A 23,411-nucleotide genomic window follows, 5' to 3' on the forward strand; every position below is an offset into this window, starting at 1 on the left:
ACAATTGAGAGGCTAGGACTTTTGCCCCAGCCTCTTTGATTTTTTTATATGTAAGATTTAGACAAGATAGTGGTATTATGGTATACTGGAAAAAATAAAAAGAAAAGGTGTACTATGAAAAAGTTATTTATTCTTGTTATTTCTGCTTCTGTGTTATTGACAGGTTGCGTATTTCCAACATCTGGCAAGCATCGCCCGAAAGTTCCAGCTGAATCAAAAGTTGCTAAAACAAGTTCTAGCTCGAGCTCAAGTGACTTCTCTACGAGTGCTTCTTCTGAAAGTACAGCTATTATCTCTAAAACCTTGGTCGGAGACCTCAAAGGCATCCATCATCGTGATACGGTGACCTATCGAGGAGACAAACTCTTGAAACTTCGAATGGAACTGTTGAGTAATTTGCCAGAAGAAGCCAGTGGTGCTGCAGCAACTATGAGCCCAGAGGAAATGACAGCTATCATTCGAGAAAGAATGGAATCAGAACCAAACTACGTGGAAGCTAGGAATATGGAAGGAGTGACGATTGAATACTCCGTAACAGCTGATAAGAAATTACAGGCCATAGTTGATCTGGATTTTGAGAAAATGGATATAGCGAAAGTAGCAAGCCTATCTTTCTTTAAAGACTTGGGACTTAATGACATCAAAGACGCCTCTCCTTCAATGTTTATTTTAGGTATGAAATTAGGCGGCTTGAAAGAAGAATAAGAATATTTAAAAGGCGAGTTATCTCGTCTTTTTTTGCTGTCTAGAAACCATGACATTTGTCATATGGTCTAGTGACAAAATCATCTAGTCGGAAAAGGCAGGAAGGTCTATAATACAAGTAAGAAACGAAGAATAGGGAGTAGTTACATGAAAATATGGTTGATAAAGGTAGCAGTCTTGAGTCTTGTTGGGATGATGTTTTATCAGTTGGCGAGAATGAGCGGAGCAGCTCTTTACCGCCTTCCTTGGGAGATTTTCGCTAGCTTGGGAATGGCTAGCTATGTCCTAAAGGAAGTGGCTAAGTTAAGCAAAAGGGGAAAGTAGAAATGAAAAAGTACTTGTCCGTCTTATTCATTGGAGTTGCAATGGGTGTATGGTGTTTTCAGATGATACCGGGTTTTCTGTTGGAATTTCTACCCCGGCAATTTTATATAGGAGTAGGGGGAGTGATTCTAGTTGTTTTTGTCATCTGGCCGCTCATCTATGATTTTATTAAGGAGGAAGATCATGAAATTGATTGAAGTGAAAAAGCTATCTAAAAGCATTCGGGGGAAGGAAATCTTGCGCCACATTTCCTTTGACATTGAAGAAGGGGATTGTGTGGCTCTGATTGGCCCCAACGGAGCTGGCAAAACAACTCTGATGGACTGTCTCCTAGGCGATAAATTCCTGACTTCTGGCCAAGCGCTGATTCAGGGGCTAAAGCCAACGGATAATCGTTTGAAAGAGATGGTTGCCATTTTGCCTCAGGAAAATACAGTGGTGGGGGATTTGAAAGTCAAGGAACTCCTCGCTTTCTTTCGATCTATCTATCCCAATAGCCTGTCTGAAGAGGAAATCGATGCCTTGTTGGGCTTTTCTGACAAGCAGAAGAACCAGCTAGCTTCCAAGCTCTCTGGTGGTCAAAAACGCCTCTTCTCCTTTATTTTAGCCTTGATTGGCCGTCCAAAGATTCTCTTCTTGGATGAACCGACTTCGGCCATGGATACCTCGACCCGCCAGCATTTCTGGGAAATTGTGGATCAGCTCAAGAAGCAAGGTGTGACTATTGTCTATTCTTCCCACTATATTGAAGAAGTGGAGCATACGGCTGATAGGATTTTGGTGCTCCATAAGGGAGAGCTAATCCGCGACACCACGCCTTATGCCATGCGCAAGGAAGAGCAGGAAAAGCACTTCACCCTGCCCCTTTCCTATAAAGAAGTTGTGGAAAAGATAGCTGGTGTGACAGAGATTGAAATCAAGCAAAAGGCCTTATCCTTTGCGACCAAGGACGCTAGTCAAGTCTGGCAAATTCTGCAGGAGCATGGCTGTACGATTGAAGAAATCGAAGTCCGCAATCGCACCCTGCTGGATAGCATTTTTGAGACGACACAAGAGTAAAGGAGCAGCATTATGAAAAATATGGTTAGTTTAATGAAAATGGAGTTGATTTTGATGAAGCGGCAGGCGGCTTACTACCTGCTCTCTATCGGGCTACCCAGCGTATTCTATCTGATCTTTTCAGGAATGATGTCAGGTTCTGATGTGCCGACGCTTGTGCTCCATACCTATCTCTTTTCTATGACGGTTTTTAGTATCATGTCCAGTGCCTTTTTCAGCATTCCCAGTACCTTGCAGTCGGACAAGACCAATAACTGGCAAAAATTGATTCAGCATTCGCCAGTTTCTATGGTAGAATATTATATATCCAAGCTTTTCAGTACTTTGTTGACCTTTCTGCTTTCCATCATCGTGGTCTTCTCTGTTGGACATTTCGTTCGTGGAGTCAATATGCCCATGATGGACTGGCTGGCGATTGCCCTGATTCTTTTGGTCGGTAGTATGGTCTTTATCGCCATGGGCGTCTTGGTCAGTCTCCTGCCCAGTGCCCAGCTCATGTCTGTTGTTGGCAATATCGTTTATATGGCTTTAGCAGTCTTGGGTGGGCTTTGGTTTCCACTGACTATGTTTCCAGACTGGTTGCAATCTATCGGCAAGCTAACTCCGAGTTACCAGCTCATGCAGGTGGTTTCTGCCTATTTGGAACACCATGACTGGAATCTTTCTGCCATGCTAATCGTCCTAGTCTATACCATTTTCTTTAGCATTTTAGTCCTTCAGCTCAAAAAACGGATTGAGGTTAAATAATTCTATGTGGGAAAAGTTCAAAAACATACATCATATGTTTCATATCTCTCTGGTCTTTATCATCTTTCCAATAGCGGGTGTCATCAGCGGTGAATACCCGCTTTTGACGTTGCTTTGGACAGCATTGTTTATAGGGGCTTACTATACCATCCTCACAGAGAAAAAGCCTTTCTATCAGGCACTGTCCTGGTGGGGCATGCTTGCTTACATCTTTTACACTTCCATTTGGCTGAATGGGGGCTTTGTGTGGTATATTTTTTATTTATCAAATCTTCTAATTTATCATTATAAGGAAATTTCCTTTACATCTTGGCGCTTCTGGAGTTTCTTAGCTGTCCAACCTGCTCTTCTGGTCGGGTTGTATCTGCAACATCAATTGAGCACTGGCTATCTGGTCTTTTTCTCAACGACCTTTCTCTTTTCGGATTTCTTGACGCTGGGTCTGCACCGTATCCAAGTTGCTGAACAGCTCAAGGAAGAAAAAAGCAAGCAGAACGCTCAGCTCAATCTCTTTCTAGCGGAAAATGAGCGCAATCGAATTGGACGGGATTTACATGATAGTCTGGGCCATACCTTTGCCATGCTCAGTGTCAAGACAGAGTTGGCCCAGCAATTCCTACAAATGGAGGCCTACGAGCAGGCGGAAAAAGAGATGGAGGAAGTGCGACGGATTAGTAAACAGGCCATGGCTGATGTTCGACGGATTGTAGACAATCTCAAGACGCGGACGCTGGATGAAGAATTAGCAACAATCCGAACCATTCTGGAAATGAGCGATATTGACTTGGAGCTTCATAATCAGCTCAATGTTGCCAGCATTCCTACAGAAATGCAGTTTACCATTAGTATGATTTTATTGGAATTGGCAACCAATATTATCAAGCATGCAGAGGCCAAGAAGTCCAGAATTGATTTGTATAGTCAGAACCGAGATTTGATCTTGGAAGTTGAAGATGACGGCCGAGGATTTAAGCAAGTGACGGGCCGAGAGTTGCATTCGGTACGTGAGCGCTTGGAGGGACTTGACGGTAGCGTGGAGGTCATCAGCAATCACAATCCAACCATTATTCGCGTGCGCTTGCCATATAGGATTAGAGGAGACGAGCGATGAAGATATTATTAGCAGAAGATCAGAGTATGCTGCGGGATGCCCTTAGCCAGCTCTTGCAGTTGCAGCCGGATGTTACTAGTGTTTCTCAAGCGGCAGACGGTCGTGAAGCTATGGAGCTGCTCAAGACCAATCCAGTCGATGTGGCCATCTTGGATGTAGAAATGCCTTATCAGACAGGGCTGGATGTTCTAGAATGGGTGAAGGAGCATCAGCCAGCTGTCAAGGTCATCATTGTGACAACTTTTAAGCGGCCGGGTTATTTTGAGCGAGCGGTTAAGGCGGATGTTGATGCCTATGTACTCAAGGAACGTAGCATTGCTGACCTGATGAAGACCATCCACACGGTCTTGGCTGGGCAAAAAGAATACTCGCCTGAACTTATGGAAGTGCTGATGACTCATAAAAATCCCCTCTCCCATCAGGAGCTTCTAGTCTTAGAGGCAGCAGCAACTGGACTTTCTAATAAAGAAATTGCTGAAAAGCTCTATTTATCAAATGGAACTATTCGTAACTATATGTCGGCCATCCTGACCAAGCTAGCAGCTGACAATCGTACGGAAGCTGTCCGGATTGCTCAAGAACAAGGATGGATATAAAATAATTATCTCGCTACATTCGGATTTAGCGGGATTTTCTTATCTTTTTCAATCAGAATGAAAAAAAACATCCGCGATACTTGCAATTTTTTTCAAAAATGTTATCATAGTAGAAAGCTTTTTGAATTTTTAGAAAATTGTAAATAAATGAAAGGGGAAATATGGAAAGAATCCAATTAGAAACTCCTAAGTCCGGCTCGCAGCTGGTCTTGGAAACCTTGAAGAATCTTGGTGTTGATACTATTTTTGGCTATCCTGGTGGTGCAGTCTTGCCCCTCTATGATGCCATTTATAGCTTTAAAGGTATCCGCCATATTCTTGGTCGCCATGAGCAGGGGTGTGTTCATGAAGCAGAAGGCTACGCCAAGTCTACTGGGAAAATTGGTGTGGCCGTTGTAACCAGTGGTCCGGGGGCAACCAATGCCATTACTGGGATCGCCGACGCTATGAGTGACAGTGTTCCCCTTTTGGTGTTTACTGGGCAGGTAGCGACGCCAGGTATTGGTAAGGATGCCTTTCAAGAAGCCGACATTGTCGGTATTACTACTCCCATCACTAAGTACAATTATCAGGTACGGGAGACGGCAGACATACCAAGAATTATTACGGAGGCCATTCATATTGCGACCACAGGTCGTCCCGGGCCAGTCGTTATTGATTTGCCAAAGGATGTCTCAGCTCTGGATACGGACTTTATCTATGACACTCAGTTGCATCTGCCAAGCTATCAGCCAACAATTGTGCCTAATGAATTACAGATTAAGAAGATTCTTAAACAGCTTTCTAAGGCTAAAAAACCTGTTCTTCTTTCTGGTGGCGGTATTAGTTACGCAGGAGCGGCAGCGGAGATGGTTGCTTTTGTGGAACGGTATCAGATTCCAGTAGTGACCTCATTGTTGGGTCAGGGAACGATTGCGACAGATCATCCTTTGTTCTTAGGTATGGGTGGCATGCATGGTTCTTTCGCAGCTAATATTGCGATGACGGAAGCAGACTTCATGATTAGCATTGGATGTCGTTTTGATGACCGTCTGACTGGGAATCCTAAGACCTTTGCTAAAAGTGCTAAGGTGGCCCACATTGATATCGATCCAGCAGAAATTGGTAAAATCATCAGCGTGGATATTCCTATTGTAGGAGATGCCAAGAAAGCTTTGCAAATGTTGCTTGAAGAAGAACAGGTGCACAACAATACCAGCAAGTGGATAGAAAAGGTGACACGAGACAAGGAGCGGGTGCGCTCCTATGATAAGAAGGAACGAGTTGTACAGCCTCAGGCTGTCATTGAGCGCGTGGGTGAGCTAACCAAGGGTGATGCCATCGTTGTAACAGACGTCGGTCAGCACCAAATGTGGGCCGCCCAATATTATCCATATAAAAACGAGCGCCAACTGGTAACGTCTGGTGGTCTTGGAACCATGGGCTTTGGTGTTCCAGCAGCGATTGGGGCCAAGATTGCCAATCCAGATAAGGAAGTGGTTCTCTTCGTTGGAGATGGCGGCTACCAGATGACCAATCAAGAGATGGCCATCCTAAATATCTACAAGATTCCGATTAAGGTCATCATGCTCAATAATCATTCGCTAGGTATGGTTCGCCAGTGGCAGGAAGCCTTCTATGATGGTCGTACCTCCGAGTCAGTCTTTGACAGTTTGCCAGATTTTCAGCTGATGGCTCAGGCTTATGGTGTCAAATCCTATAAATTTGATAATCCCGAGACCATTGCTCAAGATTTGGAAGTCCTAAAGGAAGATATGCCGATGTTTATCGAGGTAGATATTTCTCGCAAGGAGCACGTGCTTCCAATGGTGCCAGCTGGCAAGAGCAATCATGAGATGTTGGGGGTGAAGTTCCATGCGTAGAATGTTGACAGCTAAACTCCAGAATCGTTCGGGTGTTCTGAATCGCTTCACTGGTGTGCTTTCCAGACGTCAGGTCAATATCGAGAGTATCTCTGTCGGTGCGACTGAGGATGAAAATGTTTCTCGGATCACCATTATCATTGATGTAAATTCCCTCAATGAAGTGGAGCAGATTATCAAGCAGCTTAATCGCCAGATTGATGTGATTCGGGTGCGAGATATTACAGATCATCCTCACCTAGAGCGAGAAGTTATTTTGATCAAGGTATCGGCACCAGTTGCTAAGCGTGCAGAAATCTTGGCCATTATCCAGCCTTTCCGGGCAACGGTAGTCGATGTGGCACCAAGCTCGATCACTATCCAGATGACGGGCGATGCAGAAAAGAGTGAAGCGCTCTTACGAGTCATCCGTCCTTACGGCATTCGCAATATCGCACGGACTGGAGCAACTGGCTTTACCCGTGATTAAATCAAACCTTTAATTTGTTAAACCAGCCTATAAGGCAATAAAAAATAGAAAAGAGAGTAAACATTATGGCAGTAACAATGGAATACGAAAAAGATGTAAAAGTAGCAGTACTTGACGGTAAGAAAATTGCCGTAATCGGCTATGGTTCACAAGGTCATGCTCATGCACAAAACTTGCGTGATACAGGTCATGATGTGATTATCGGTGTTCGTCCTGGTAAGTCATTTGAAAAGGCTAAAGAAGATGGTTTCGACACATACACAGTAGCAGAAGCAGCTAAATTGGCTGATGTTATCATGATTTTGGCTCCAGATGAAATCCAACAAGAACTTTACGAAACAGAAATCGCTCCTAACTTGGAAGCTGGTAACGCAGTTGGATTTGCTCATGGTTTCAATATCCACTTTGAATTTATCAAAGTTCCTGCAGATGTGGATGTCTTCATGTGTGCACCAAAAGGTCCTGGTCACTTGGTTCGTCGTACTTTTGAAGAAGGCTTCGGTGTTCCAGCTCTTTACGCGGTATATCAAGATGCGACTGGAAATGCCAAAGACATCGCTATGGACTGGTGTAAAGGTGTTGGTGCAGCTCGTGTTGGTTTGCTTGAAACAACTTACAAAGAAGAAACTGAAGAAGATTTGTTTGGTGAACAAGCTGTGCTTTGTGGTGGTTTGACTGCCCTTATCGAAGCAGGTTTTGAAGTCTTGACAGAAGCAGGCTACGCCCCAGAATTGGCTTACTTTGAAGTGCTGCACGAAATGAAACTGATTGTGGACTTGATCTATGAAGGTGGATTCAAGAAAATGCGCCAATCTATTTCAAACACTGCTGAATACGGTGACTATGTATCAGGTCCACGTGTGATTACTGAGCAAGTCAAAGAAAACATGAAAGCAGTTCTTGCAGACATCCAAAATGGTAAATTTGCAAATGACTTTGTAAATGACTATAAAGCTGGACGTCCAAAACTCACAGCTTACCGTGAACAAGCAGCTAACCTAGAAATTGAAAAAGTCGGTGCAGAATTGCGTAAAGCAATGCCATTCGTTGGTAAAAATGACGACGACGCTTTTAAGATCTACAACTAAGATTGTGTGGAAAACTCAGCTGGGATACCAGCTGAGTTTGTTTACCTCATTTGGAAAGGAAAAGGAATGTTAACAGCAAAAGATATCGTTCGTGCTTATAAGGTATTAAAAGATGTTGTTGTCAATACACCGCTTGATTATGATCATTACTTGTCAGAGAAGTATGGGGCAAAGATTTATCTTAAAAAGGAAAATGCCCAACGTGTTCGTTCTTTCAAAATCCGTGGTGCCTATTATGCCATTTCTCAGTTGAGTAAAGAAGAGCGAGAACGCGGGGTTGTCTGCGCTTCTGCGGGCAATCATGCTCAAGGTGTCGCATACACTTGTAATGAAATGAAAATCCCAGCGACTATTTTTATGCCTATCACAACTCCTCAACAAAAAATTGGCCAGGTTCGTTTCTTTGGTGGTGATTTTGTTACGATTAAGCTAGTAGGAGATACTTTTGATGCTTCTGCTCGGGCGGCTATGGAATTCACACGGATGGAAAATCAGACTTTCATCGATCCTTTTGATGATGCTCATGTTCAAGCAGGTCAGGGAACGGTTGCTTATGAAATCCTAGAAGATACAGCTCGGGAGTCCATCGATTTAGACTTGGTCTTGGTACCAGTAGGAGGAGGCGGTCTCATCGCAGGAGTATCCACTTACATCAAGGAAAGTCAGCCACAAATTGAAGTGATTGGGGTAGAGGCGAATGGAGCCCGCAGTATGAGAGCAGCTTTTGAAGCAGGCGGTCCTGTAAAACTCAATGAAATTGACAAATTTGCGGACGGTATCGCAGTTCAAAAGGTAGGGGCCTCTACTTATGAAGCGACGAAGAAGAATGTAGAAACACTTATCGGGGTTGATGAAGGCTTGATTTCAGAAACCTTGATTGATCTTTATTCTAAACAAGGAATCATCGCAGAGCCTGCTGGTGCAGCTAGCGTGGCAGCCTTGGAAGTGTTGCGAGAATATATCAAAGGAAAAACTGTCTGCTGTATCATTTCGGGCGGAAATAATGACATTAACCGTATGCCTGAAATGGAAGAGCGTGCCCTCATCTATGATGGCATCAAGCATTATTTTGTAGTAAATTTTCCGCAGCGGCCTGGTGCCTTACGTGAATTTGTAAATGATATCTTAGGGCCAAATGATGACATCACTCGATTCGAATATATCAAGCGGGCCAGCAAAGGAACTGGACCGGTCCTGATTGGGATTGCTCTGGCCAATAAACATGACTATGCGGGTCTGATCAATCGAATCGAGCATTTTGATCCTTCCTTCATCAATCTAAACGGAAATGAAACGCTTTACAACATGTTAGTCTGATCCTAAAAATATTTTAGTAAAATCCCACTTTTTAATTGCAAGTGAGTGAGGACTGTGCTAGAATATACTATATTAAATTAAGGAGATGTGCTTATGTTACTGAATTTCTTTTTCTTCTTTCTCATTTTTGTCCTTCTTTGTGGTCTATTGGCATTTAGCTCGCTTTATGTCGTGCGCCAGCAATCTGTTGCTATCATTGAGCGTTTTGGTCGGTACCACAAGACTAGCACAAGTGGGATGAATGTTCGTTTGCCTTTGGGAATTGACAAAATCGCCGCTCGTGTTCAGTTGCGTTTGCTACAGAGCGACATTATTGTTGAGACTAAGACTCAGGATAATGTCTTTGTGACCATGAATGTGGCGACCCAGTATCGGGTAAATGAACACAATGTCACGGATGCTTACTATAAACTCATGCGACCAGAAGCGCAGATTAAGTCTTACATCGAAGACGCTTTGCGTTCCTCTGTTCCTAAGCTGACCTTGGACGAGCTCTTTGAAAAGAAAGATGAGATCGCCCTAGAAGTTCAAAAGCAGGTAGCTGAGGAAATGTCGACTTATGGCTACATCATTGTCAAGACCTTGATTACCAAGGTTGAGCCAGATGCAGAAGTTAAACAGTCCATGAACGAAATCAACGCGGCTCAACGTAAGCGCGTGGCAGCTCAGGAATTGGCAGAAGCAGATAAGATTAAAATCGTCACTGCAGCAGAGGCTGAGGCTGAGAAAGACCGTCTTCATGGGGTCGGTATAGCAGAGCAGCGGAAAGCAATCGTAGACGGCTTAGCAGATTCAATTAAGGAGCTTAAAGGCGCCAATGTTGAGTTGACAGAAGAACAGATTATGTCCATCCTCTTGACTAACCAGTATTTAGATACATTGAATAATTTTGCAGATAAGCAAGGAAATAACACGATCTTCCTTCCAGCAAATCCTGATGGAGTGGAGAGTATTCGCACCCAGATCCTTTCAGCCCTCAAAGCTAAATAAATATAGAATATTCAGAATTATTTAATTTGTTTGTTTTGGTTTTTCTAAGTTGACAAACTGTATAAAAACCATTATATTAGTATTCGAAATAAGTTAGAGAGGAGTAAGAAATGGCTAAATCAAATTTTGAAAAAGTAGAGTCAGTCGTTGGATGGGTTCGTGACAAAAAAATTACAGGTTACCGTATTAGTAAAGAAACAAACGCGCGTGAAATGTCAATTATTGCTCTTGCTCAAGGACGTGCAAAAGTAAAGAATATTTCTTTTGAAACAGCTCTTGGCTTGATTGATTTCTACGATAAAAATCATGAAAAGTTTGAAGACTAATCTTCGGAAAGTGGGGAAACCCGCTTTTTTATTTTGCGAATAAAAAAACAAGGCGGATGTACCTTTTTCCGTCTTGTTTGTTTGATTGGTTGTTTATTTCAAGAAGCGATGTAGGAATTCCTTGGTTCGTTCTTCTTTAGGATTGGTAAAGAATTCTTGTGGAGTGCCCTCTTCTGCGATGACGCCCTTATCCATAAAGATAACACGACTGGAAACATCGCGGGCAAATTCCATTTCGTGGGTCACGACAATCATTGTCAGGCCTTCTTTAGCCAATTCCTTCATGATTTTCAGGACTTCGCCGACCATTTCTGGGTCAAGAGCTGAAGTTGGCTCATCGAAAAGGATGGCATCAGGATTCATGGAAAGCGCACGCGCAATGGCAACCCGCTGCTTTTGTCCACCTGAGAGTTGTTTAGGCTTGGCTTGCCAGTAGAGCTCACCCATACCTACCTTTTCTAGATTTTCTTTGGCAATCTTTTCTGCTTCAGCACGCTCTCTTTTGAGCACGGTTGTCTGAGCTACTATAGTGTTTTCTAGGACATTGAGATTTTCAAAAAGATTGAAACTTTGGAACACCATGCCTAATTTTTCGCGGTAATGAGTCAGGTCGTAGTTTTCGTCCAAGACATTTTTTCCGCGGTAGAGAATTTCTCCAGCAGTAGGTGTTTCTAGGAGGTTGATGGAGCGGAGAAAGGTTGATTTTCCGCTACCTGAACTTCCGATAATGGAGATAACTTCGCCCTTGTGGACAGTCAGAGAAATGTCTTTTAAGACTTGATTCTCCCCATAAGATTTTTTGAGATTTTTAATTTCTAAAATTGTTTCGGTCATTGTTTCAATTCTCCCGTCTGCATTTGGTTGGCACCTGTTGTGTAATGATCTGTGTCGAATTTCTGCTCGATGAAACGTAGGATTCGAGTGACGGTAAAGGTCAAGACAAAGTAAATAGCTGCGATAATGGTGAAGGTTTGGAAATACTGATAAGTCTGAGTTGCAATGGTATTTCCTGAGAAGTAGAGCTCCACCACGGAGATAACATTCAGGACAGATGTATCCTTGATATTGATGACAAATTCATTCCCCGTCGCAGGCAGAATATTGCGAACTACCTGTGGTAGGACGACCTTGCGCATGGTTTGGCCATGGGTCATTCCGAGCGCAGTAGCCGCTTCGAATTGTCCTTTATCAACAGCAAAGATACCACCACGGACAATTTCACTCATGTAAGCACCAGTATTGATAGAAACGATAAAGATGGCTGCAGCCGTCCGGTCAATCGAAATGCCAAAAGCCTGAGCCGTTCCATAGTAGATAACCATGGATTGTACAATCATAGGAGTACCACGGAAGATTTCAATGTAAACATTGAGGAACCAACCGAATAGTTTTTGCAGGAAGGCTAGAGCCTTATTTTTTGAAATGGGCGCTGTCCGATAGACCCCAATCAACAAGCCAATGAAGAGGCCAGCAATTGTCCCTGTGATGGAAATGAGCAAGGTCAAACCAGCTCCGCGTAAGAACTGTGGCCAATTTTCCTTCCAAATCTTAAAAACCTTGTTGAAGAATGTGTCTTCAGCATCGTCAGTGTCAGTATCTACAGGCTGATTCTTAATCATCTGATCCATCAGCTGGACTTGGTCATCTGTTGAGAGTTTAGCGATAGCTGCATTAGCTTGCTCGATTCGGCTGTCGTCTTTACGCATGCCGACGGCGATGGAAGCATCCTCTTCGCCAACCTCAAAGCCCTCTTTGAATTGAATCATTTTGAACTTAGAGTTGGCAGCTTCAGCTGTCAGAGCTTCGGGACGTTCAGAAATGTATCCGTCAATAACACCAGATTTAAGAGCTTGACGCATTTGGGCGAAATCTCCCATGGCGGTCTCTTGCTTGGCACCTGGCAACTGAGAAATCAGATTGTAAAGATAGACACCTTGCTGGGAGGTGATTTTAGCATCTTTGAAGTCTTCAAGGTTCTTGGCATTGGCGTAGTTGCCGTCTTTTCGGACCAGCATAACAGGCTCACTGGTATAGTAGCTATTAGAAAAGGCGATTTCTTTTTTCCGTTCGGCAGTTGGGCTCATACCAGCGATAATCATATCGATTTTACCAGATGTCAAGGCTGGAATCAGTCCGTTCCAAGAAGTTTTTACAACTAGAGGTTCCTTGCCCATTTCCTGAGCAATCTTCTTGGCAACTTGGACATCGTAGCCATTGGCATACTGATTTGTTCCTTCGATTTTAACAGCACCATTTGAATCATCATCTTGGGTCCAGTTGAAAGGGGCATAGGCCGCTTCCATCCCAATTCTAAGATAATCATCTGCCTGAGCTACGGTAAGGGTTCCCAGACAGACGAGGAGGGCTGTCAATAAGGTTAAAATGAATTTTTTCATATTCTCTTCTAGTCCTTCTACAATAGTTTTTTCTATTCTACCGAAAAATATTCGACTTTTCAATCCCAGTAAGCCCTTACTTGAGAAAAATGCTATAATAGGATAAAGATTTAGAAAAGGACTTTGGTTTATGAAAAGGTACTTGTTAGGGATTTTTATTCTTTTTTTGAGTTTATTTTTTGCTGGAACGGTGTCAGCTTTAGACTATCAAATCCAGTCTTATCAAGGAAATTTGGAGATCCACGCCGATAATACAGCCACCTATACAGAAGAGGTGACTTATCATTTTGATGATGATTACAATGGCCAGATGGTCTCCTTAGGATCGGCAGGAAAGATGCCAGAAGGCTTTGCTATTGATTCAGATCCAAAAATTTCCGTGAAAACCAACGGAGTCGTAAAATATAACTTTGAGCCACGAGTCACGGATTTAGGAGATGGCTACGAGGTTAAGATTTACAATGCTGGTAAAGAAGGCGACACGGTCAAAGTAACAGTCACGTGGAACCTGACCAATCTTCTGTTTCTCCATAAAGATATTGCAGAGCTCAAATGGACGCCGATCAGTGATTGGGAAGAAGAGTTGCAAAATGTGACGATTAAGGTTTGGGGTCTGGGAACTTGGACCTTAACGGACATGTATGTCCATACAGGTTATTTTGGCCAATCGGCCACTATAGATAGGGACCGTGGTGATTATCGGATTCTGCTATCTCATTTGCCTAGCAGGAAGAAGGTTGAACTGCATGGATATTGGCATCGCCAGGCCTTACATCAGGCAGCAGAGGATCCAAAAGCAACCAACTATCTACAGACTTTTCAAGTAGTTGAGAAAGAGATTATAGCCAAGAGCCAGTTTTATCATCGCTTGGGGGGAGTTTATCTGCCTCTTTTGGGGTTGTTCTTGCTGATGCTTTCGGGAATATTTTATCTGATCTTTCGGATTAAGATTCGTCCTAGCCAAGCTTTTTCAAAAGACGCTCGCCTCTATGAAGCCCCGCAAGATCTGGCTCCTCTCATTGTAGCGGCCAATATCTTTGCTGTGGATATGAGAGAAGTCGATCCGACCAGTGGCGGACGGGCCCATTTAAAATTTGAAAATCTAGTGCAGGCGACCTTGCTGGATTTGATGGATCGAGGCTACATCGAGCTTTTAGGAACTGCAGACAAGCCAATCTTGAAACCAACTTCTAAAAAAGGTTTGTCAGAGTTTGAAGGTCAATTCTTACAGATGGCATTTGGCGACCATAAACAGGCGGCTGTAGTAGACTTGTTTGAATCTTATCAGATTTCAGAAGACCTGTATAAAAATAAAAAATCAACAGATGAAGCGCGAATCCGCCAAATTGGAAATCGAATCAAAAATCGCTTTTCAACTGATTTAAACCTTTTGTCTGAACAAGTATTAAAGGAGATTCGGGAGCTAAACTTGCTGGATCACTATCGTCCTTTGAAACGAGGAGAAAAGCTTCTCTTGTGGTTGGCTCTAACGGCAAGTTTCCTTGTTTTTGGCTTGTCTCTCTTGACATTTTTTGTCTATTTGATCAAGCTAGACGGTTTTATTTGGTTCTATCTTCCGCTTGCAGCTGTCGCTTCGGTGTTAACCATTCTGCTGGGCAAAGCCTTGCAGCTATATCAGCGGGATGGTGTCTTGAGCGATGAGGGAGCCCATGATTTCTATCTCTGGAATAGCTTTGCGAATATGCTACGCTACATCGCTCGCCTATACGATACCGAGGTAGAGGGCATTGTCCTGTGGAACCGACTTTTGGTCTATGCTACCCTATTTGGCTATGCAGATCGAGTTAATCGGGTCATGAAGTTGCGTCAGATTTCCTTGGAAAACGCGTCTATGAATACTTATCTACAATACAATCTTCATCCTATTTTCTACGCAAGTTCCCATAGTTTTTCAAATTATGGACATATTGCCTCGACGGCCAGTCATTTTTCTGTTTCATCGGGAGGCGGAGCAGGAGGTGGCTTCTCTGGTGGCGGTGGAGGCGGCGGGGGCGGAGCTTTCTGATAAAAAGCTGGCAAAAGCCCTTGTGAAAGCTTTTCCTCTCCTCCAATATGTGGTATAATAAATGTTAAAGTTGTTTTAGGAGTTATCTATGTTTATTATTGAAATTTTAAAGTCCATTATTTATGGAATTGTTGAAGGAATTACAGAGTGGCTACCCATTTCGAGTACCGGACACTTGATTCTGATTCAAGATTTTATCAAATATAAAAATGAAGATCCAGCCTTCATGGAAATGTTCAATGTAGTCATTCAACTGGGAGCTATCTTGGCGGTTGTGGTGATTTATTTTGATAAGCTCAACCCTTTTAAACCAGGGAAAACAGCTCGTCAAATTCAGCTGACATGGCAGCTCTGGGCCAAGGTAGTCGTTGCTGCTTTGCCAGCTGCAATCATCGGCCTCTTCCTAGACGATTGGTTTGAAGCCCATTTTTATAATCTGGTATCCGTTGCGATCATGCTGATTATCTACGGGGCTGCCTTTATCTATCTGGAAAAACGAGAGCAGGTGGAACCGACTGTTACAGAATTGAGTAGACTTCCTTATCAAACTGCTCTTTATATCGGTCTTTTCCAAGTCTTGTCCCTCTTTCCAGGAACCAGCCGTTCAGGTGCGACCATTGTCGGTGGTCTCTTGAATGGTGTCAGCCGATCTGTTGTAACAGAGTTTACTTTCTACTTGGGTATTCCAATCATGTTTGGCGCAAGTGGGCTGAAAATCCTGAAATTTATTATTAAGGGTAATTCTTTAGGTTTCGATCAATTATTCCTTTTATTGGTAGCGATGGGAGTGGCCTTCGGAGTCAGTCTTTATGTGATTCGCTTCCTGACAGACTATGTCAAGAATCATGACTTTACAATCTTTGGTAAATATCGGATCGGTCTCGGAGCCCTCTTGTTGGTTTACGGTCTGATTAAGGTTATTATTGGCTAATCAAGGCTTGGGAAATTTTCCCAGCCTTTTCTTATTTGACTAGTTATTTTTTTGAAATAAGTTTAGAATTTTAGTATAATAGAAAGACTATGAAAGTATGAGGTTGATGAGATGGAAGTGAAACAGATTAATGATTCGACGATTAAAATCACCATCCAGTTGGAAGATCTAGAAGAACACGGAATGGAAATTGCAGATTTCCTAGTTCCCCAAGAAAAAACAGAAGAGTTTTTCTATACTATTTTGGATGAGTTGGAAATGCCGGACAGCTTTTTAGACAGTGGTATGCTGAGCTTTCGAGTGACGCCTAAGCCAGACAAGCTGGATGTCTTTGTGACGAGATCCAAGATTGATAAGAATTTGAATTTTGAAGACTTGGGTAATCTACCAGACATGGATGAACTTAGCCAGATGTCTCCAGATGAATTCTTAAAGACTTTGGAAAAAAATATCTTTGAAAAGAGTAAGGATGACCTTGAGGCGGTCAAATCTTTAGAAGCAGCAGAGGCTGACCAGGAGGCTTCTGTAGATTCTTCAGAAGATAGGGAAGAAAATCTAGACCGTTATGTCTACTATATTTTGTCATTTACTGATTTGCAGAGTGCAGTTTCTTTCGCCAAAACGGTTGACTACCCAATAGACTTATCAGAACTTTATAAATATGACTCTGCCTACTACCTGACTATTTTGGTAGATTTGGAAGAGCAACCTGCTCTTTATCCAGCTTGGTTACTGGCTAAAATGCGTGAGTTTGCTGAGGATACAGATATTACTCGTTCTGTCCTACAAGAACACGGGCGTCTGCTTTTGGTGACAGAAGCCATCCAACAGTTGCAGAAAGTTGAATGCGTATGATTGCTTTTCCATTGAAGTTCATTTTGGTGCTGCTAGCGACATTTTTTGTCGGAGTTTTGCTGACTCCTCTCGTTCGGCTCTTGGCTTTTAAAATGGATGCCGTCGACTATCCTAATGCTCGACGAATCAATAAAAAGCCCATGCCGAGTGCAGGCGGTCTGGCAGTTGTAGCGGCTTTTACCTTGGCAACTTTGGTCTTCATGCCGCAGATTGTTGGCGTCACTTTTTTTGAACAGACTTATTTTGATTATATTTGGCCGGTGGTGTTGGGAGGCTTGATTGTTGCCCTGACGGGGCTTATCGATGATATTAAAGAATTAAGTCCCCTGATGAAGTTAGGAGGGATTGTGCTAGCTGCCTGTCTGATTTGGTGGCTGACGGATTTCCGCTTGGATGACTTTAAGATTCCTTTTGGTGGTCCCCATCTCTTTTTCCCACCTTGGCTATCTTTTATTTTGACCATTCTCTGGATTGTCTCTATTACCAATGCGGTCAATCTCATGGATGGTTTAGATGGCCTTGTCAGCGGGGTCTCCATTATTTCCTTGCTAACCATGGGGATTGTTTCCTACTTTTTTTTGCCGGGCCATAATTTATTCCTGACTTTGACCATCTTGGTTTTAGTGGCCTCTATTGCTGGCTTCTTTCCTTACAATTATCATCCAGCCATTATATATGGCGGGGATACGGGGGCTCTTTTCATCGGTTTTATGATTTCGGTCCTGTCTCTACAGGGCTTGAAAAATGCGACGGCAGTAGCGATTGTCACGCCTATGATTATCTTGGGTGTACCAATTACCGATACTTTTTTAGCAATCGTTCGTCGGACTTTGTCTGGTCAGAAATTTTACCAGCCTGACCGCCACCACCTTCACCATAGGCTCTTGTCCTTAGGATTGACACATCGGGGAACAGTTCTGGTTATCTATGGAATTTCGATGATTTTCTCTATGATTTCCCTCCTGCTAAATGTATCGACTCGCATCGGTGGACTCCTCCTCGTAATTGGTCTTCTGCTAGGTGTTGAACTCTTGGTAGAACTAATAGGGGTTTTGGGGCCGCAGAGGACGCCTCTGCTCAATATTCTACGCTTTATCGGCAACTCCTCTTATCGAGAAGAAGTTCGAGAGAAGAGATACCAAAAGAAACACAAACAAGAATAGTTCTAAACAAAATAAAAGCCTTTTAGGCTTTTTTTTGGTATACTAAAGTATGTAAATCAGCTAAGCAAAGAAAGGAAAAAGAAATGTCTGTCTTAGAAATCAAAGATCTTCATGTTGAAATTGAAGGGAAAAAAATTCTCAAAGGGGTAAATCTTACTCTGAAAACGGGAGAAGTTGCAGCGATCATGGGGCCAAATGGAACAGGGAAATCTACCTTGTCTGCAGCCATTATGGGAAATCCTAACTACGAAGTAACTCAAGGAGAGGTGCTTTTTGATGGGGTTAATATCTTGGAGCTAGAAGTGGATGAACGGGCTCGTATGGGACTCTTCCTTGCGATGCAGTATCCTAGTGAAATTCCTGGTATTACCAATGCGGAGTTTCTCCGTGCGGCCATGAATGCTGGCAAAGAAGACGATGAAAAAATCTCTGTCCGTGACTTCATTACTAAACTAGATGAAAAGATGGAACTGCTTAACATGAAAGAAGAGATGGCTGAGCGCTACCTCAATGAAGGTTTCTCAGGTGGTGAGAAAAAACGTAATGAAATCTTGCAGTTGCTTATGTTAGAGCCAACTTTTGCGCTTTTGGATGAGATTGACTCAGGTCTGGATATCGATGCGCTTAAGGTCGTTTCTAAAGGAGTCAACGCTATGCGCGGTGAAGGTTTTGGGGCTATGATTATCACCCACTACCAACGCCTGCTCAACTATATTACTCCAGATGTAGTTCATGTCATGATGGAGGGGAAAGTTGTTCTTTCTGGCGGTCCAGAATTGGCAGTTCGCTTGGAAAAAGAAGGCTATGCCAAATTGGCTGAAGAGTTGGGCTTCAACTATACTGAAGAAGTCTAGTCAAACATTCTTTTGACTTTGATAAAAGATAGGAGAATGACATGACAAAAGAATTGATTCACGAATTTTCACAAGTTCACGCAGAACCAGCATGGTTGGCTGATATTCGTCAGCAGGCTTTTGACAAGATGGACCAGCTGGATTTGCCAGTTATTGAGCGGGTTAAATTTCACCGCTGGAATCTGGGAGACGGACGGATTTCTGACAGCGATCCTTTGACCAGTGTGCCAGATTTTACGTCTCTTGGGGACAATCTCAAGTTTATCCAAATGGGGACTCAGACAGTTCTTGAGCAATTGCCAGCTGATTTGGCAGAGCAAGGTGTGGTCTTCACTGATTTCCACTCTGCTTTGGAAGAGATTCCAGAGCTGGTAGAGAAGCATTTTATGTCCGCAGTCAAGTATGACGAGGATAAATTGGCGGCTTACCACACTGCCTATTTCAACAGTGGTGCGGTTCTTTATGTACCGGACAATGTTGAGATTGACCAGCCGATTGAAGGAATTTTTTATCAGGACAGCGAAAGCGATGTTCCTTTTAACAAGCATATTTTGATTATCGCAGGCAAGCATTCAAAGGTTAGCTACTTGGAACGCTTGGAAACTTACGGCGAGGGCTCTGTTCCAATAACAGCCAATATCACTGTTGAAGTCATTGCTCAGGCTGGTGCTCAGATTAAGTTTTCTGCTATTGATCGTTTGGGCGAAAATGTAACGGCTTATATCAGCCGTCGTGGTAAGCTGGACAACGATGCCATGATTGACTGGGCTATCGGCGTTATGAACGAAGGCAATGTTGTGGCTGACTTTGATAGCGACCTTTACGGTAATGGAAGTCATGCGGATATGAAAGTGGTGGCTCTCTCAAGTGGCAAGCAGGTTCAGGGAATTGACACCCGCGTAACTAACTATGGCTGCAACTCTATCGGAAATATCCTGCAACACGGGGTTATCCTAGAAAAAGGAACCCTGACCTTCAATGGTATCGGCCATATTATCAAGGGTGCTAAGGGTGCAGACGCCCAGCAGGAAAGCCGGGTTCTTATGCTGTCTGACCAAGCACGCTCAGATGCTAACCCAATCCTCTTGATAGATGAGAACGATGTAACGGCTGGTCACGCGGCTTCTATCGGTCAGGTAGATCCAGAGGATATGTACTACCTCATGAGTCGGGGTCTTGATAAGGCGACAGCTGAGCGCTTGGTCGTGCGCGGCTTCTTAGGTTCAGTGATTGTGGAAATCCCTGTTAAAGAAGTTCGTGATGAAATGATTGAAAATATCGATATTATTCTCGCAAAAAGATAAAAAGCTGGGCCTTGTCCCGTGTAAGTAGATAGGAGTCTTCATGTCTGGATTTAACGCAGAAGCAATCAAGCAAGATTTTCCCATTTTGGACCAAATTGTCAATGATGAGCCTTTGGTTTATTTGGACAATGCGGCGACAACCCAGAAACCCAAGCAGGTGCTAGCGGCTATTGAAAACTACTATCTTAGAGACAATGCCAATGTCCACCGCGGTGTGCATACGCTAGCCGAGCGGGCAACAGCAGCCTATGAAGCAGCCAGAGAAAGAGTTCGTGCTTTTATCAATGCGGCTTCTAGCAGAGAAGTTCTCTTTACACGAGGAACCACGACGAGTCTCAATTGGGTGGCTCAGTTTGCGGCTGAAAGGCTGCAGCCTGGTGATGAAGTGATGATTTCGATCATGGAGCACCATTCCAATGTCATTCCTTGGCAGGAAGCTTGTAGGAAGACTGGAGCCAAGCTGGTCTATGTCTATCTCAAAGATGGTGCTCTGGATATGGAGGATTTCCGTGCCAAGCTCAATGAGCAGACTAAGTTTGTTTCTCTGGCTCATGCTTCTAATGTCCTTGGTATTATCAATCCCATCAAGGAAATTGCCCAGTTGGTTCATCAGCAAGGAGCGCTTTTGGTGGTAGATGGAGCTCAATCCATTCCGCACATGAAGATTGATGTACAGGATTTGGATGTAGATTTCTTCGCCTTTTCGGGGCATAAGATGGCTGGACCTACTGGTATCGGGGTTCTCTATGGCAAGGAAGAACTGCTAGAGCGGATGTCGCCAGTCGAGTTTGGCGGCGAAATGATTGATTTTGTCTATGAACAGGAGGCGACATGGAAGGAACTACCTTGGAAGTTTGAGGCCGGAACGCCAAATATGGCAGGAGCAATCGGTCTTGCGGCGGCCATTGATTATTTGGAAGACTTGGGTATGGATGCCATTGCTCAGCATGAGCAGGACCTGATTGCCTACGTATTTCCTAAGTTACAGGCTGTGGAAGGCTTGACCATTTATGGCTCTCAGGATTTGGCCCAGCGCTCAGGCGTGATTGCCTTTAATCTGGATGGTCTCCATCCACATGATGTCGCAACGGCTCTAGATTATGAAGGAGTGGCTGTTCGGGCGGGTCACCATTGTGCTCAGCCTTTGCTCACCTACCTGCAGGTGCCAGCGACTGTGCGGGCCAGCTTTTATATCTACAATACCTATGCGGATTGTGACAAGTTGGTAGATGCTTTAGAAAAGACAAAGGAGTTTTTCAATGGCGCTTTCTAAGTTAGACAGTCTTTACAAGGCGGTTGTGACCGATCACTCGGCTCACCCCCATCACCATGGGAAACTGGAAGATGTGGAGCAGGTAGTCCTCAATAACCCGACTTGTGGCGATGTCATCAGCCTGTCTGTGAAGTTTAATGCTGAAAATCAGATTGAGGATATTGCCTTTGTGAATTCCGGCTGTACTATCTCAACGGCTTCGGCCAGCATGATGACGGATGCGGTTCTGGGCAAGACAAAAGAGCAGGCGCTGGAATTAGCAGAAGTCTTCTCGCAGATGGTTCAGGGCCAAGAAGACAGTCGCCAGAAAGAGTTGGGAGATGGAGCCTTTTTAGCTGGCGTTGCCAAATTCCCGCAGCGGATTAAGTGTGCGACCTTGGGTTGGAATGCCCTCAAGCGAGCAATTGAAGAAGATAAAAAGTAAGAATGTGAAAGGAAATTATGTCAGAAGAAAGAGTAGAACCAAAACCAATTGATCTTGGTGAGTACAAGTTTGGTTTCCATGACGATGTTGAGCCTGTTCTCTCAACAGGGAAAGGGCTGAATGAAGCGGTTATTCGCGAGCTCTCTGCAGCCAAGGGTGAACCAGAGTGGATGTTGGATTTCCGCCTTAAGTCCTACGAGGTTTTCAAGAAAATGCCGATGCAGACTTGGGGTCCAGATTTGTCAGAAATTAATTTTGATGACTTGATTTATTACCAAAAGGCCTCTGATAAGCCAGCTAGAAGCTGGGATGAAGTGCCTGAGAAGATCAAGGAAACCTTTGAGCGGATTGGGATCCCAGAAGCGGAGCGAGCTTACCTTGCTGGTGCAGCTGCCCAGTATGAGTCCGAAGTGGTCTACCACAATATGAAGGAAGAGTTCCAAAAGCTAGGAATCGTCTTTACAGATACTGACTCAGCTCTTAAGGAATACCCAGAGCTTTTCAAGCAGTATTTTGCTAAGTTGGTTCCGCCGACAGACAACAAGTTGGCTGCCCTTAACTCCGCCGTCTGGTCTGGTGGTACCTTTATCTATGTGCCAAAAGGTGTTAAGGTAGACATTCCGCTTCAAACCTACTTCCGTATCAACAATGAAAATTCCGGTCAGTTTGAGCGCACCTTGATTATCGTTGATGAGGGAGCAAGTGTTCACTACGTAGAAGGATGTACAGCTCCTACTTATTCAAGCAACAGCTTGCATGCGGCCATTGTTGAAATCTTTGCCCTTGACGGTGCCTATATGCGCTATACGACGATTCAAAACTGGTCAGATAATGTCTACAACCTTGTAACCAAACGAGCGCGGGCTATGAAAGATGCGACAGTTGAGTGGATTGACGGAAACTTGGGTGCCAAAACAACCATGAAGTACCCATCAGTCTATCTGGACGGGCCTGGGGCGCGTGGAACCATGCTTTCTATCGCCTTTGCCAATGCTGGCCAACACCAGGATACAGGGGCCAAGATGATTCACAATGCGCCACATACCAGCTCGTCCATCGTGTCTAAATCCATCGCTAAAGGTGGAGGAAAGGTGGACTACCGTGGCCAAGTGACCTTTGCTCGCAATTCTAAGAAATCTGTCAGCCATATCGAGTGTGATACCATTATCATGGACGATTTGTCTGCCTCAGACACCATTCCATTTAATGAAATCCACAACTCACAGGTGGCTTTGGAGCATGAAGCTAAAGTTTCTAAGATTTCAGAGGAGCAGCTCTACTATCTCATGAGCCGTGGCTTGTCCGAATCCGAAGCAACTGAAATGATTGTCATGGGCTTTGTTGAACCATTCACCAAGGAACTGCCAATGGAATACGCTGTTGAGCTGAACCGTCTCATCAGCTATGAAATGGAAGGGTCTGTTGGATAAAAAGAGGCGTTGACCTCTTTTTAATTGTGAATAAATCTTTGCTTAAGCAAAGTGTTTAAAAGATTCAGAGGGCCTGTTAAACAGTAGCGGAATACTATATTGCTAATTAACCCTCAAAGAACTTTTTTTGATTACGTTAAACGTTTACGACTATACAAATA

The 23,411-nt window shown here is 43.7% G+C and carries 23 protein-coding genes; 21 read left to right on the plus strand and 2 right to left on the minus strand.

Annotated elements, in window-relative coordinates:
- Window positions 1–114: 114 nt before the first annotated feature.
- From SCRDD08_RS02525 to SCRDD08_RS02580, 12 genes are all read left to right on the plus strand, one after another.
- Window positions 115–705, plus strand: coding sequence for an SP0191 family lipoprotein (locus SCRDD08_RS02525; protein ID WP_061422305.1), 591 nt, complete (start codon window positions 115–117; stop codon window positions 703–705).
- A gap of 147 nt (window positions 706–852) precedes the next feature.
- The gene (locus tag SCRDD08_RS11630) at window positions 853–1,029 is read left to right on the plus strand and encodes a hypothetical protein (RefSeq protein ID WP_196756161.1); all 177 of its coding nucleotides are present in this window, start codon (window positions 853–855) and stop codon (window positions 1,027–1,029) included.
- Window positions 1,030–1,212: 183 nt separating this feature from the next.
- On the plus strand, window positions 1,213–2,088 hold the full coding sequence (locus tag SCRDD08_RS02535; RefSeq protein ID WP_061422307.1) for an ABC transporter ATP-binding protein: 876 nt from the start codon (window positions 1,213–1,215) through the stop codon (window positions 2,086–2,088).
- A 12-nt stretch (window positions 2,089–2,100) separates the two neighbouring features.
- Window positions 2,101–2,835, plus strand: coding sequence for an ABC transporter permease (locus SCRDD08_RS02540; protein WP_061422308.1), 735 nt, complete (start codon window positions 2,101–2,103; stop codon window positions 2,833–2,835).
- Between the two features lie 4 nt (window positions 2,836–2,839).
- Window positions 2,840–3,946 (plus strand): sensor histidine kinase, encoded by a 1,107-nt coding sequence (locus SCRDD08_RS02545; protein ID WP_061422309.1) that lies wholly within the window; start codon window positions 2,840–2,842, stop codon window positions 3,944–3,946.
- The gene (locus SCRDD08_RS02550; RefSeq protein WP_061422310.1) at window positions 3,943–4,542 is read left to right on the plus strand and encodes a response regulator transcription factor; all 600 of its coding nucleotides are present in this window, start codon (window positions 3,943–3,945) and stop codon (window positions 4,540–4,542) included. Before SCRDD08_RS02545 ends, SCRDD08_RS02550 begins: the two co-directional genes overlap by 4 nt.
- 161 nt (window positions 4,543–4,703) lie before the next feature.
- Window positions 4,704–6,404 (plus strand): acetolactate synthase large subunit, encoded by a 1,701-nt coding sequence (locus SCRDD08_RS02555; RefSeq protein ID WP_061422311.1) that lies wholly within the window; start codon window positions 4,704–4,706, stop codon window positions 6,402–6,404.
- Window positions 6,397–6,873 carry an acetolactate synthase small subunit gene (ilvN, locus tag SCRDD08_RS02560; protein ID WP_005591757.1) on the plus strand — a complete coding sequence of 159 codons (477 nt, stop codon included), beginning with the start codon at window positions 6,397–6,399 and terminating at the stop codon, window positions 6,871–6,873. The genes SCRDD08_RS02555 and ilvN overlap by 8 nt, the downstream gene beginning before the upstream one ends.
- Window positions 6,874–6,938: 65 nt before the next feature.
- Window positions 6,939–7,961 carry a ketol-acid reductoisomerase gene (gene ilvC, locus SCRDD08_RS02565; RefSeq protein ID WP_061422312.1) on the plus strand — a complete coding sequence of 341 codons (1,023 nt, stop codon included), beginning with the start codon at window positions 6,939–6,941 and terminating at the stop codon, window positions 7,959–7,961.
- Between the two features lie 66 nt (window positions 7,962–8,027).
- The gene (gene ilvA / locus SCRDD08_RS02570; RefSeq protein WP_061422313.1) at window positions 8,028–9,278 is read left to right on the plus strand and encodes a threonine ammonia-lyase IlvA; all 1,251 of its coding nucleotides are present in this window, start codon (window positions 8,028–8,030) and stop codon (window positions 9,276–9,278) included.
- A gap of 93 nt (window positions 9,279–9,371) precedes the next feature.
- Complete coding sequence (locus tag SCRDD08_RS02575) at window positions 9,372–10,268, plus strand: SPFH domain-containing protein (RefSeq protein WP_048766446.1); 897 nt, start codon at window positions 9,372–9,374, stop codon at window positions 10,266–10,268.
- A gap of 110 nt (window positions 10,269–10,378) precedes the next feature.
- The gene (locus SCRDD08_RS02580) at window positions 10,379–10,594 is read left to right on the plus strand and encodes a capsule biosynthesis transcriptional regulator (protein WP_001130035.1); all 216 of its coding nucleotides are present in this window, start codon (window positions 10,379–10,381) and stop codon (window positions 10,592–10,594) included.
- Window positions 10,595–10,687: 93 nt separating this feature from the next.
- Here SCRDD08_RS02580 and SCRDD08_RS02585 read toward each other — a convergent pair whose 3' ends face one another.
- Together SCRDD08_RS02585 and SCRDD08_RS02590 are read right to left on the minus strand one after the other, a co-directional pair.
- Window positions 10,688–11,428 carry an amino acid ABC transporter ATP-binding protein gene (locus SCRDD08_RS02585; RefSeq protein WP_005591761.1) on the minus strand — a complete coding sequence of 247 codons (741 nt, stop codon included), beginning with the start codon at window positions 11,426–11,428 and terminating at the stop codon, window positions 10,688–10,690.
- Window positions 11,425–12,990 carry an ABC transporter substrate-binding protein/permease gene (locus SCRDD08_RS02590; RefSeq protein WP_061422314.1) on the minus strand — a complete coding sequence of 522 codons (1,566 nt, stop codon included), beginning with the start codon at window positions 12,988–12,990 and terminating at the stop codon, window positions 11,425–11,427. The genes SCRDD08_RS02585 and SCRDD08_RS02590 overlap by 4 nt, the downstream gene beginning before the upstream one ends.
- 130 nt (window positions 12,991–13,120) lie before the next feature.
- On the opposite strand from SCRDD08_RS02590, the gene SCRDD08_RS02595 reads away from it, so the two are divergent.
- The 9 genes from SCRDD08_RS02595 (at window position 13,121) to sufB (ending at window position 23,250) form a co-directional block, all read left to right on the plus strand.
- Window positions 13,121–15,016, plus strand: coding sequence for a DUF2207 family protein (locus SCRDD08_RS02595; RefSeq protein ID WP_061422315.1), 1,896 nt, complete (start codon window positions 13,121–13,123; stop codon window positions 15,014–15,016).
- A gap of 88 nt (window positions 15,017–15,104) precedes the next feature.
- The gene (locus SCRDD08_RS02600; RefSeq protein WP_061422316.1) at window positions 15,105–15,947 is read left to right on the plus strand and encodes an undecaprenyl-diphosphate phosphatase; all 843 of its coding nucleotides are present in this window, start codon (window positions 15,105–15,107) and stop codon (window positions 15,945–15,947) included.
- Window positions 15,948–16,058: 111 nt separating this feature from the next.
- Entirely contained in the window at window positions 16,059–16,802 is a 744-nt protein-coding gene (gene mecA / locus SCRDD08_RS02605; RefSeq protein ID WP_061422317.1) for an adaptor protein MecA, read from the plus strand.
- Window positions 16,793–17,965 carry a glycosyltransferase family 4 protein gene (locus tag SCRDD08_RS02610; protein ID WP_045500708.1) on the plus strand — a complete coding sequence of 391 codons (1,173 nt, stop codon included), beginning with the start codon at window positions 16,793–16,795 and terminating at the stop codon, window positions 17,963–17,965. Before mecA ends, SCRDD08_RS02610 begins: the two co-directional genes overlap by 10 nt.
- Window positions 17,966–18,048: 83 nt before the next feature.
- Window positions 18,049–18,819, plus strand: coding sequence for a Fe-S cluster assembly ATPase SufC (sufC, locus tag SCRDD08_RS02615; RefSeq protein ID WP_005591767.1), 771 nt, complete (start codon window positions 18,049–18,051; stop codon window positions 18,817–18,819).
- A gap of 41 nt (window positions 18,820–18,860) precedes the next feature.
- Entirely contained in the window at window positions 18,861–20,123 is a 1,263-nt protein-coding gene (gene sufD / locus SCRDD08_RS02620) for a Fe-S cluster assembly protein SufD (RefSeq protein ID WP_061422318.1), read from the plus strand.
- A gap of 40 nt (window positions 20,124–20,163) precedes the next feature.
- A complete protein-coding gene (locus SCRDD08_RS02625) occupies window positions 20,164–21,396 on the plus strand; it encodes a cysteine desulfurase (RefSeq protein WP_061422319.1) in 1,233 nt (410 codons plus the stop codon).
- Window positions 21,383–21,820: a Fe-S cluster assembly sulfur transfer protein SufU gene (gene sufU / locus SCRDD08_RS02630; protein ID WP_002902442.1), complete on the plus strand. Its 438-nt coding sequence runs from the start codon at window positions 21,383–21,385 to the stop codon at window positions 21,818–21,820. The genes SCRDD08_RS02625 and sufU overlap by 14 nt, the downstream gene beginning before the upstream one ends.
- A gap of 17 nt (window positions 21,821–21,837) precedes the next feature.
- Complete coding sequence (gene sufB, locus SCRDD08_RS02635; RefSeq protein WP_061422320.1) at window positions 21,838–23,250, plus strand: Fe-S cluster assembly protein SufB; 1,413 nt, start codon at window positions 21,838–21,840, stop codon at window positions 23,248–23,250.
- The last annotated feature ends 161 nt before the right edge of the window (window positions 23,251–23,411 follow it).

Origin of the sequence: Streptococcus cristatus (assembly GCF_001578775.1) — a bacterium.
Classification (GTDB): domain Bacteria; phylum Bacillota; class Bacilli; order Lactobacillales; family Streptococcaceae; genus Streptococcus; species Streptococcus cristatus_A.

Coding starts and splice junctions, on each gene's coding strand:
- SCRDD08_RS02525 (WP_061422305.1), top strand. CDS start 115: ATGAAAAAGTTATTTATTCTTGTTATTTCTGCTTCTGTGTTATTGACA.
- SCRDD08_RS11630 (WP_196756161.1), top strand. CDS start 853: ATGAAAATATGGTTGATAAAGGTAGCAGTCTTGAGTCTTGTTGGGATG.
- SCRDD08_RS02535 (WP_061422307.1), top strand. CDS start 1,213: ATGAAATTGATTGAAGTGAAAAAGCTATCTAAAAGCATTCGGGGGAAG.
- SCRDD08_RS02540 (WP_061422308.1), top strand. CDS start 2,101: ATGAAAAATATGGTTAGTTTAATGAAAATGGAGTTGATTTTGATGAAG.
- SCRDD08_RS02545 (WP_061422309.1), top strand. CDS start 2,840: ATGTGGGAAAAGTTCAAAAACATACATCATATGTTTCATATCTCTCTG.
- SCRDD08_RS02550 (WP_061422310.1), top strand. CDS start 3,943: ATGAAGATATTATTAGCAGAAGATCAGAGTATGCTGCGGGATGCCCTT.
- SCRDD08_RS02555 (WP_061422311.1), top strand. CDS start 4,704: ATGGAAAGAATCCAATTAGAAACTCCTAAGTCCGGCTCGCAGCTGGTC.
- ilvN (WP_005591757.1), top strand. CDS start 6,397: ATGCGTAGAATGTTGACAGCTAAACTCCAGAATCGTTCGGGTGTTCTG.
- ilvC (WP_061422312.1), top strand. CDS start 6,939: ATGGCAGTAACAATGGAATACGAAAAAGATGTAAAAGTAGCAGTACTT.
- ilvA (WP_061422313.1), top strand. CDS start 8,028: ATGTTAACAGCAAAAGATATCGTTCGTGCTTATAAGGTATTAAAAGAT.
- SCRDD08_RS02575 (WP_048766446.1), top strand. CDS start 9,372: ATGTTACTGAATTTCTTTTTCTTCTTTCTCATTTTTGTCCTTCTTTGT.
- SCRDD08_RS02580 (WP_001130035.1), top strand. CDS start 10,379: ATGGCTAAATCAAATTTTGAAAAAGTAGAGTCAGTCGTTGGATGGGTT.
- SCRDD08_RS02585 (WP_005591761.1), bottom strand. CDS start 11,428: ATGACCGAAACAATTTTAGAAATTAAAAATCTCAAAAAATCTTATGGG.
- SCRDD08_RS02590 (WP_061422314.1), bottom strand. CDS start 12,990: ATGAAAAAATTCATTTTAACCTTATTGACAGCCCTCCTCGTCTGTCTG.
- SCRDD08_RS02595 (WP_061422315.1), top strand. CDS start 13,121: ATGAAAAGGTACTTGTTAGGGATTTTTATTCTTTTTTTGAGTTTATTT.
- SCRDD08_RS02600 (WP_061422316.1), top strand. CDS start 15,105: ATGTTTATTATTGAAATTTTAAAGTCCATTATTTATGGAATTGTTGAA.
- mecA (WP_061422317.1), top strand. CDS start 16,059: ATGGAAGTGAAACAGATTAATGATTCGACGATTAAAATCACCATCCAG.
- SCRDD08_RS02610 (WP_045500708.1), top strand. CDS start 16,793: ATGCGTATGATTGCTTTTCCATTGAAGTTCATTTTGGTGCTGCTAGCG.
- sufC (WP_005591767.1), top strand. CDS start 18,049: ATGTCTGTCTTAGAAATCAAAGATCTTCATGTTGAAATTGAAGGGAAA.
- sufD (WP_061422318.1), top strand. CDS start 18,861: ATGACAAAAGAATTGATTCACGAATTTTCACAAGTTCACGCAGAACCA.
- SCRDD08_RS02625 (WP_061422319.1), top strand. CDS start 20,164: ATGTCTGGATTTAACGCAGAAGCAATCAAGCAAGATTTTCCCATTTTG.
- sufU (WP_002902442.1), top strand. CDS start 21,383: ATGGCGCTTTCTAAGTTAGACAGTCTTTACAAGGCGGTTGTGACCGAT.
- sufB (WP_061422320.1), top strand. CDS start 21,838: ATGTCAGAAGAAAGAGTAGAACCAAAACCAATTGATCTTGGTGAGTAC.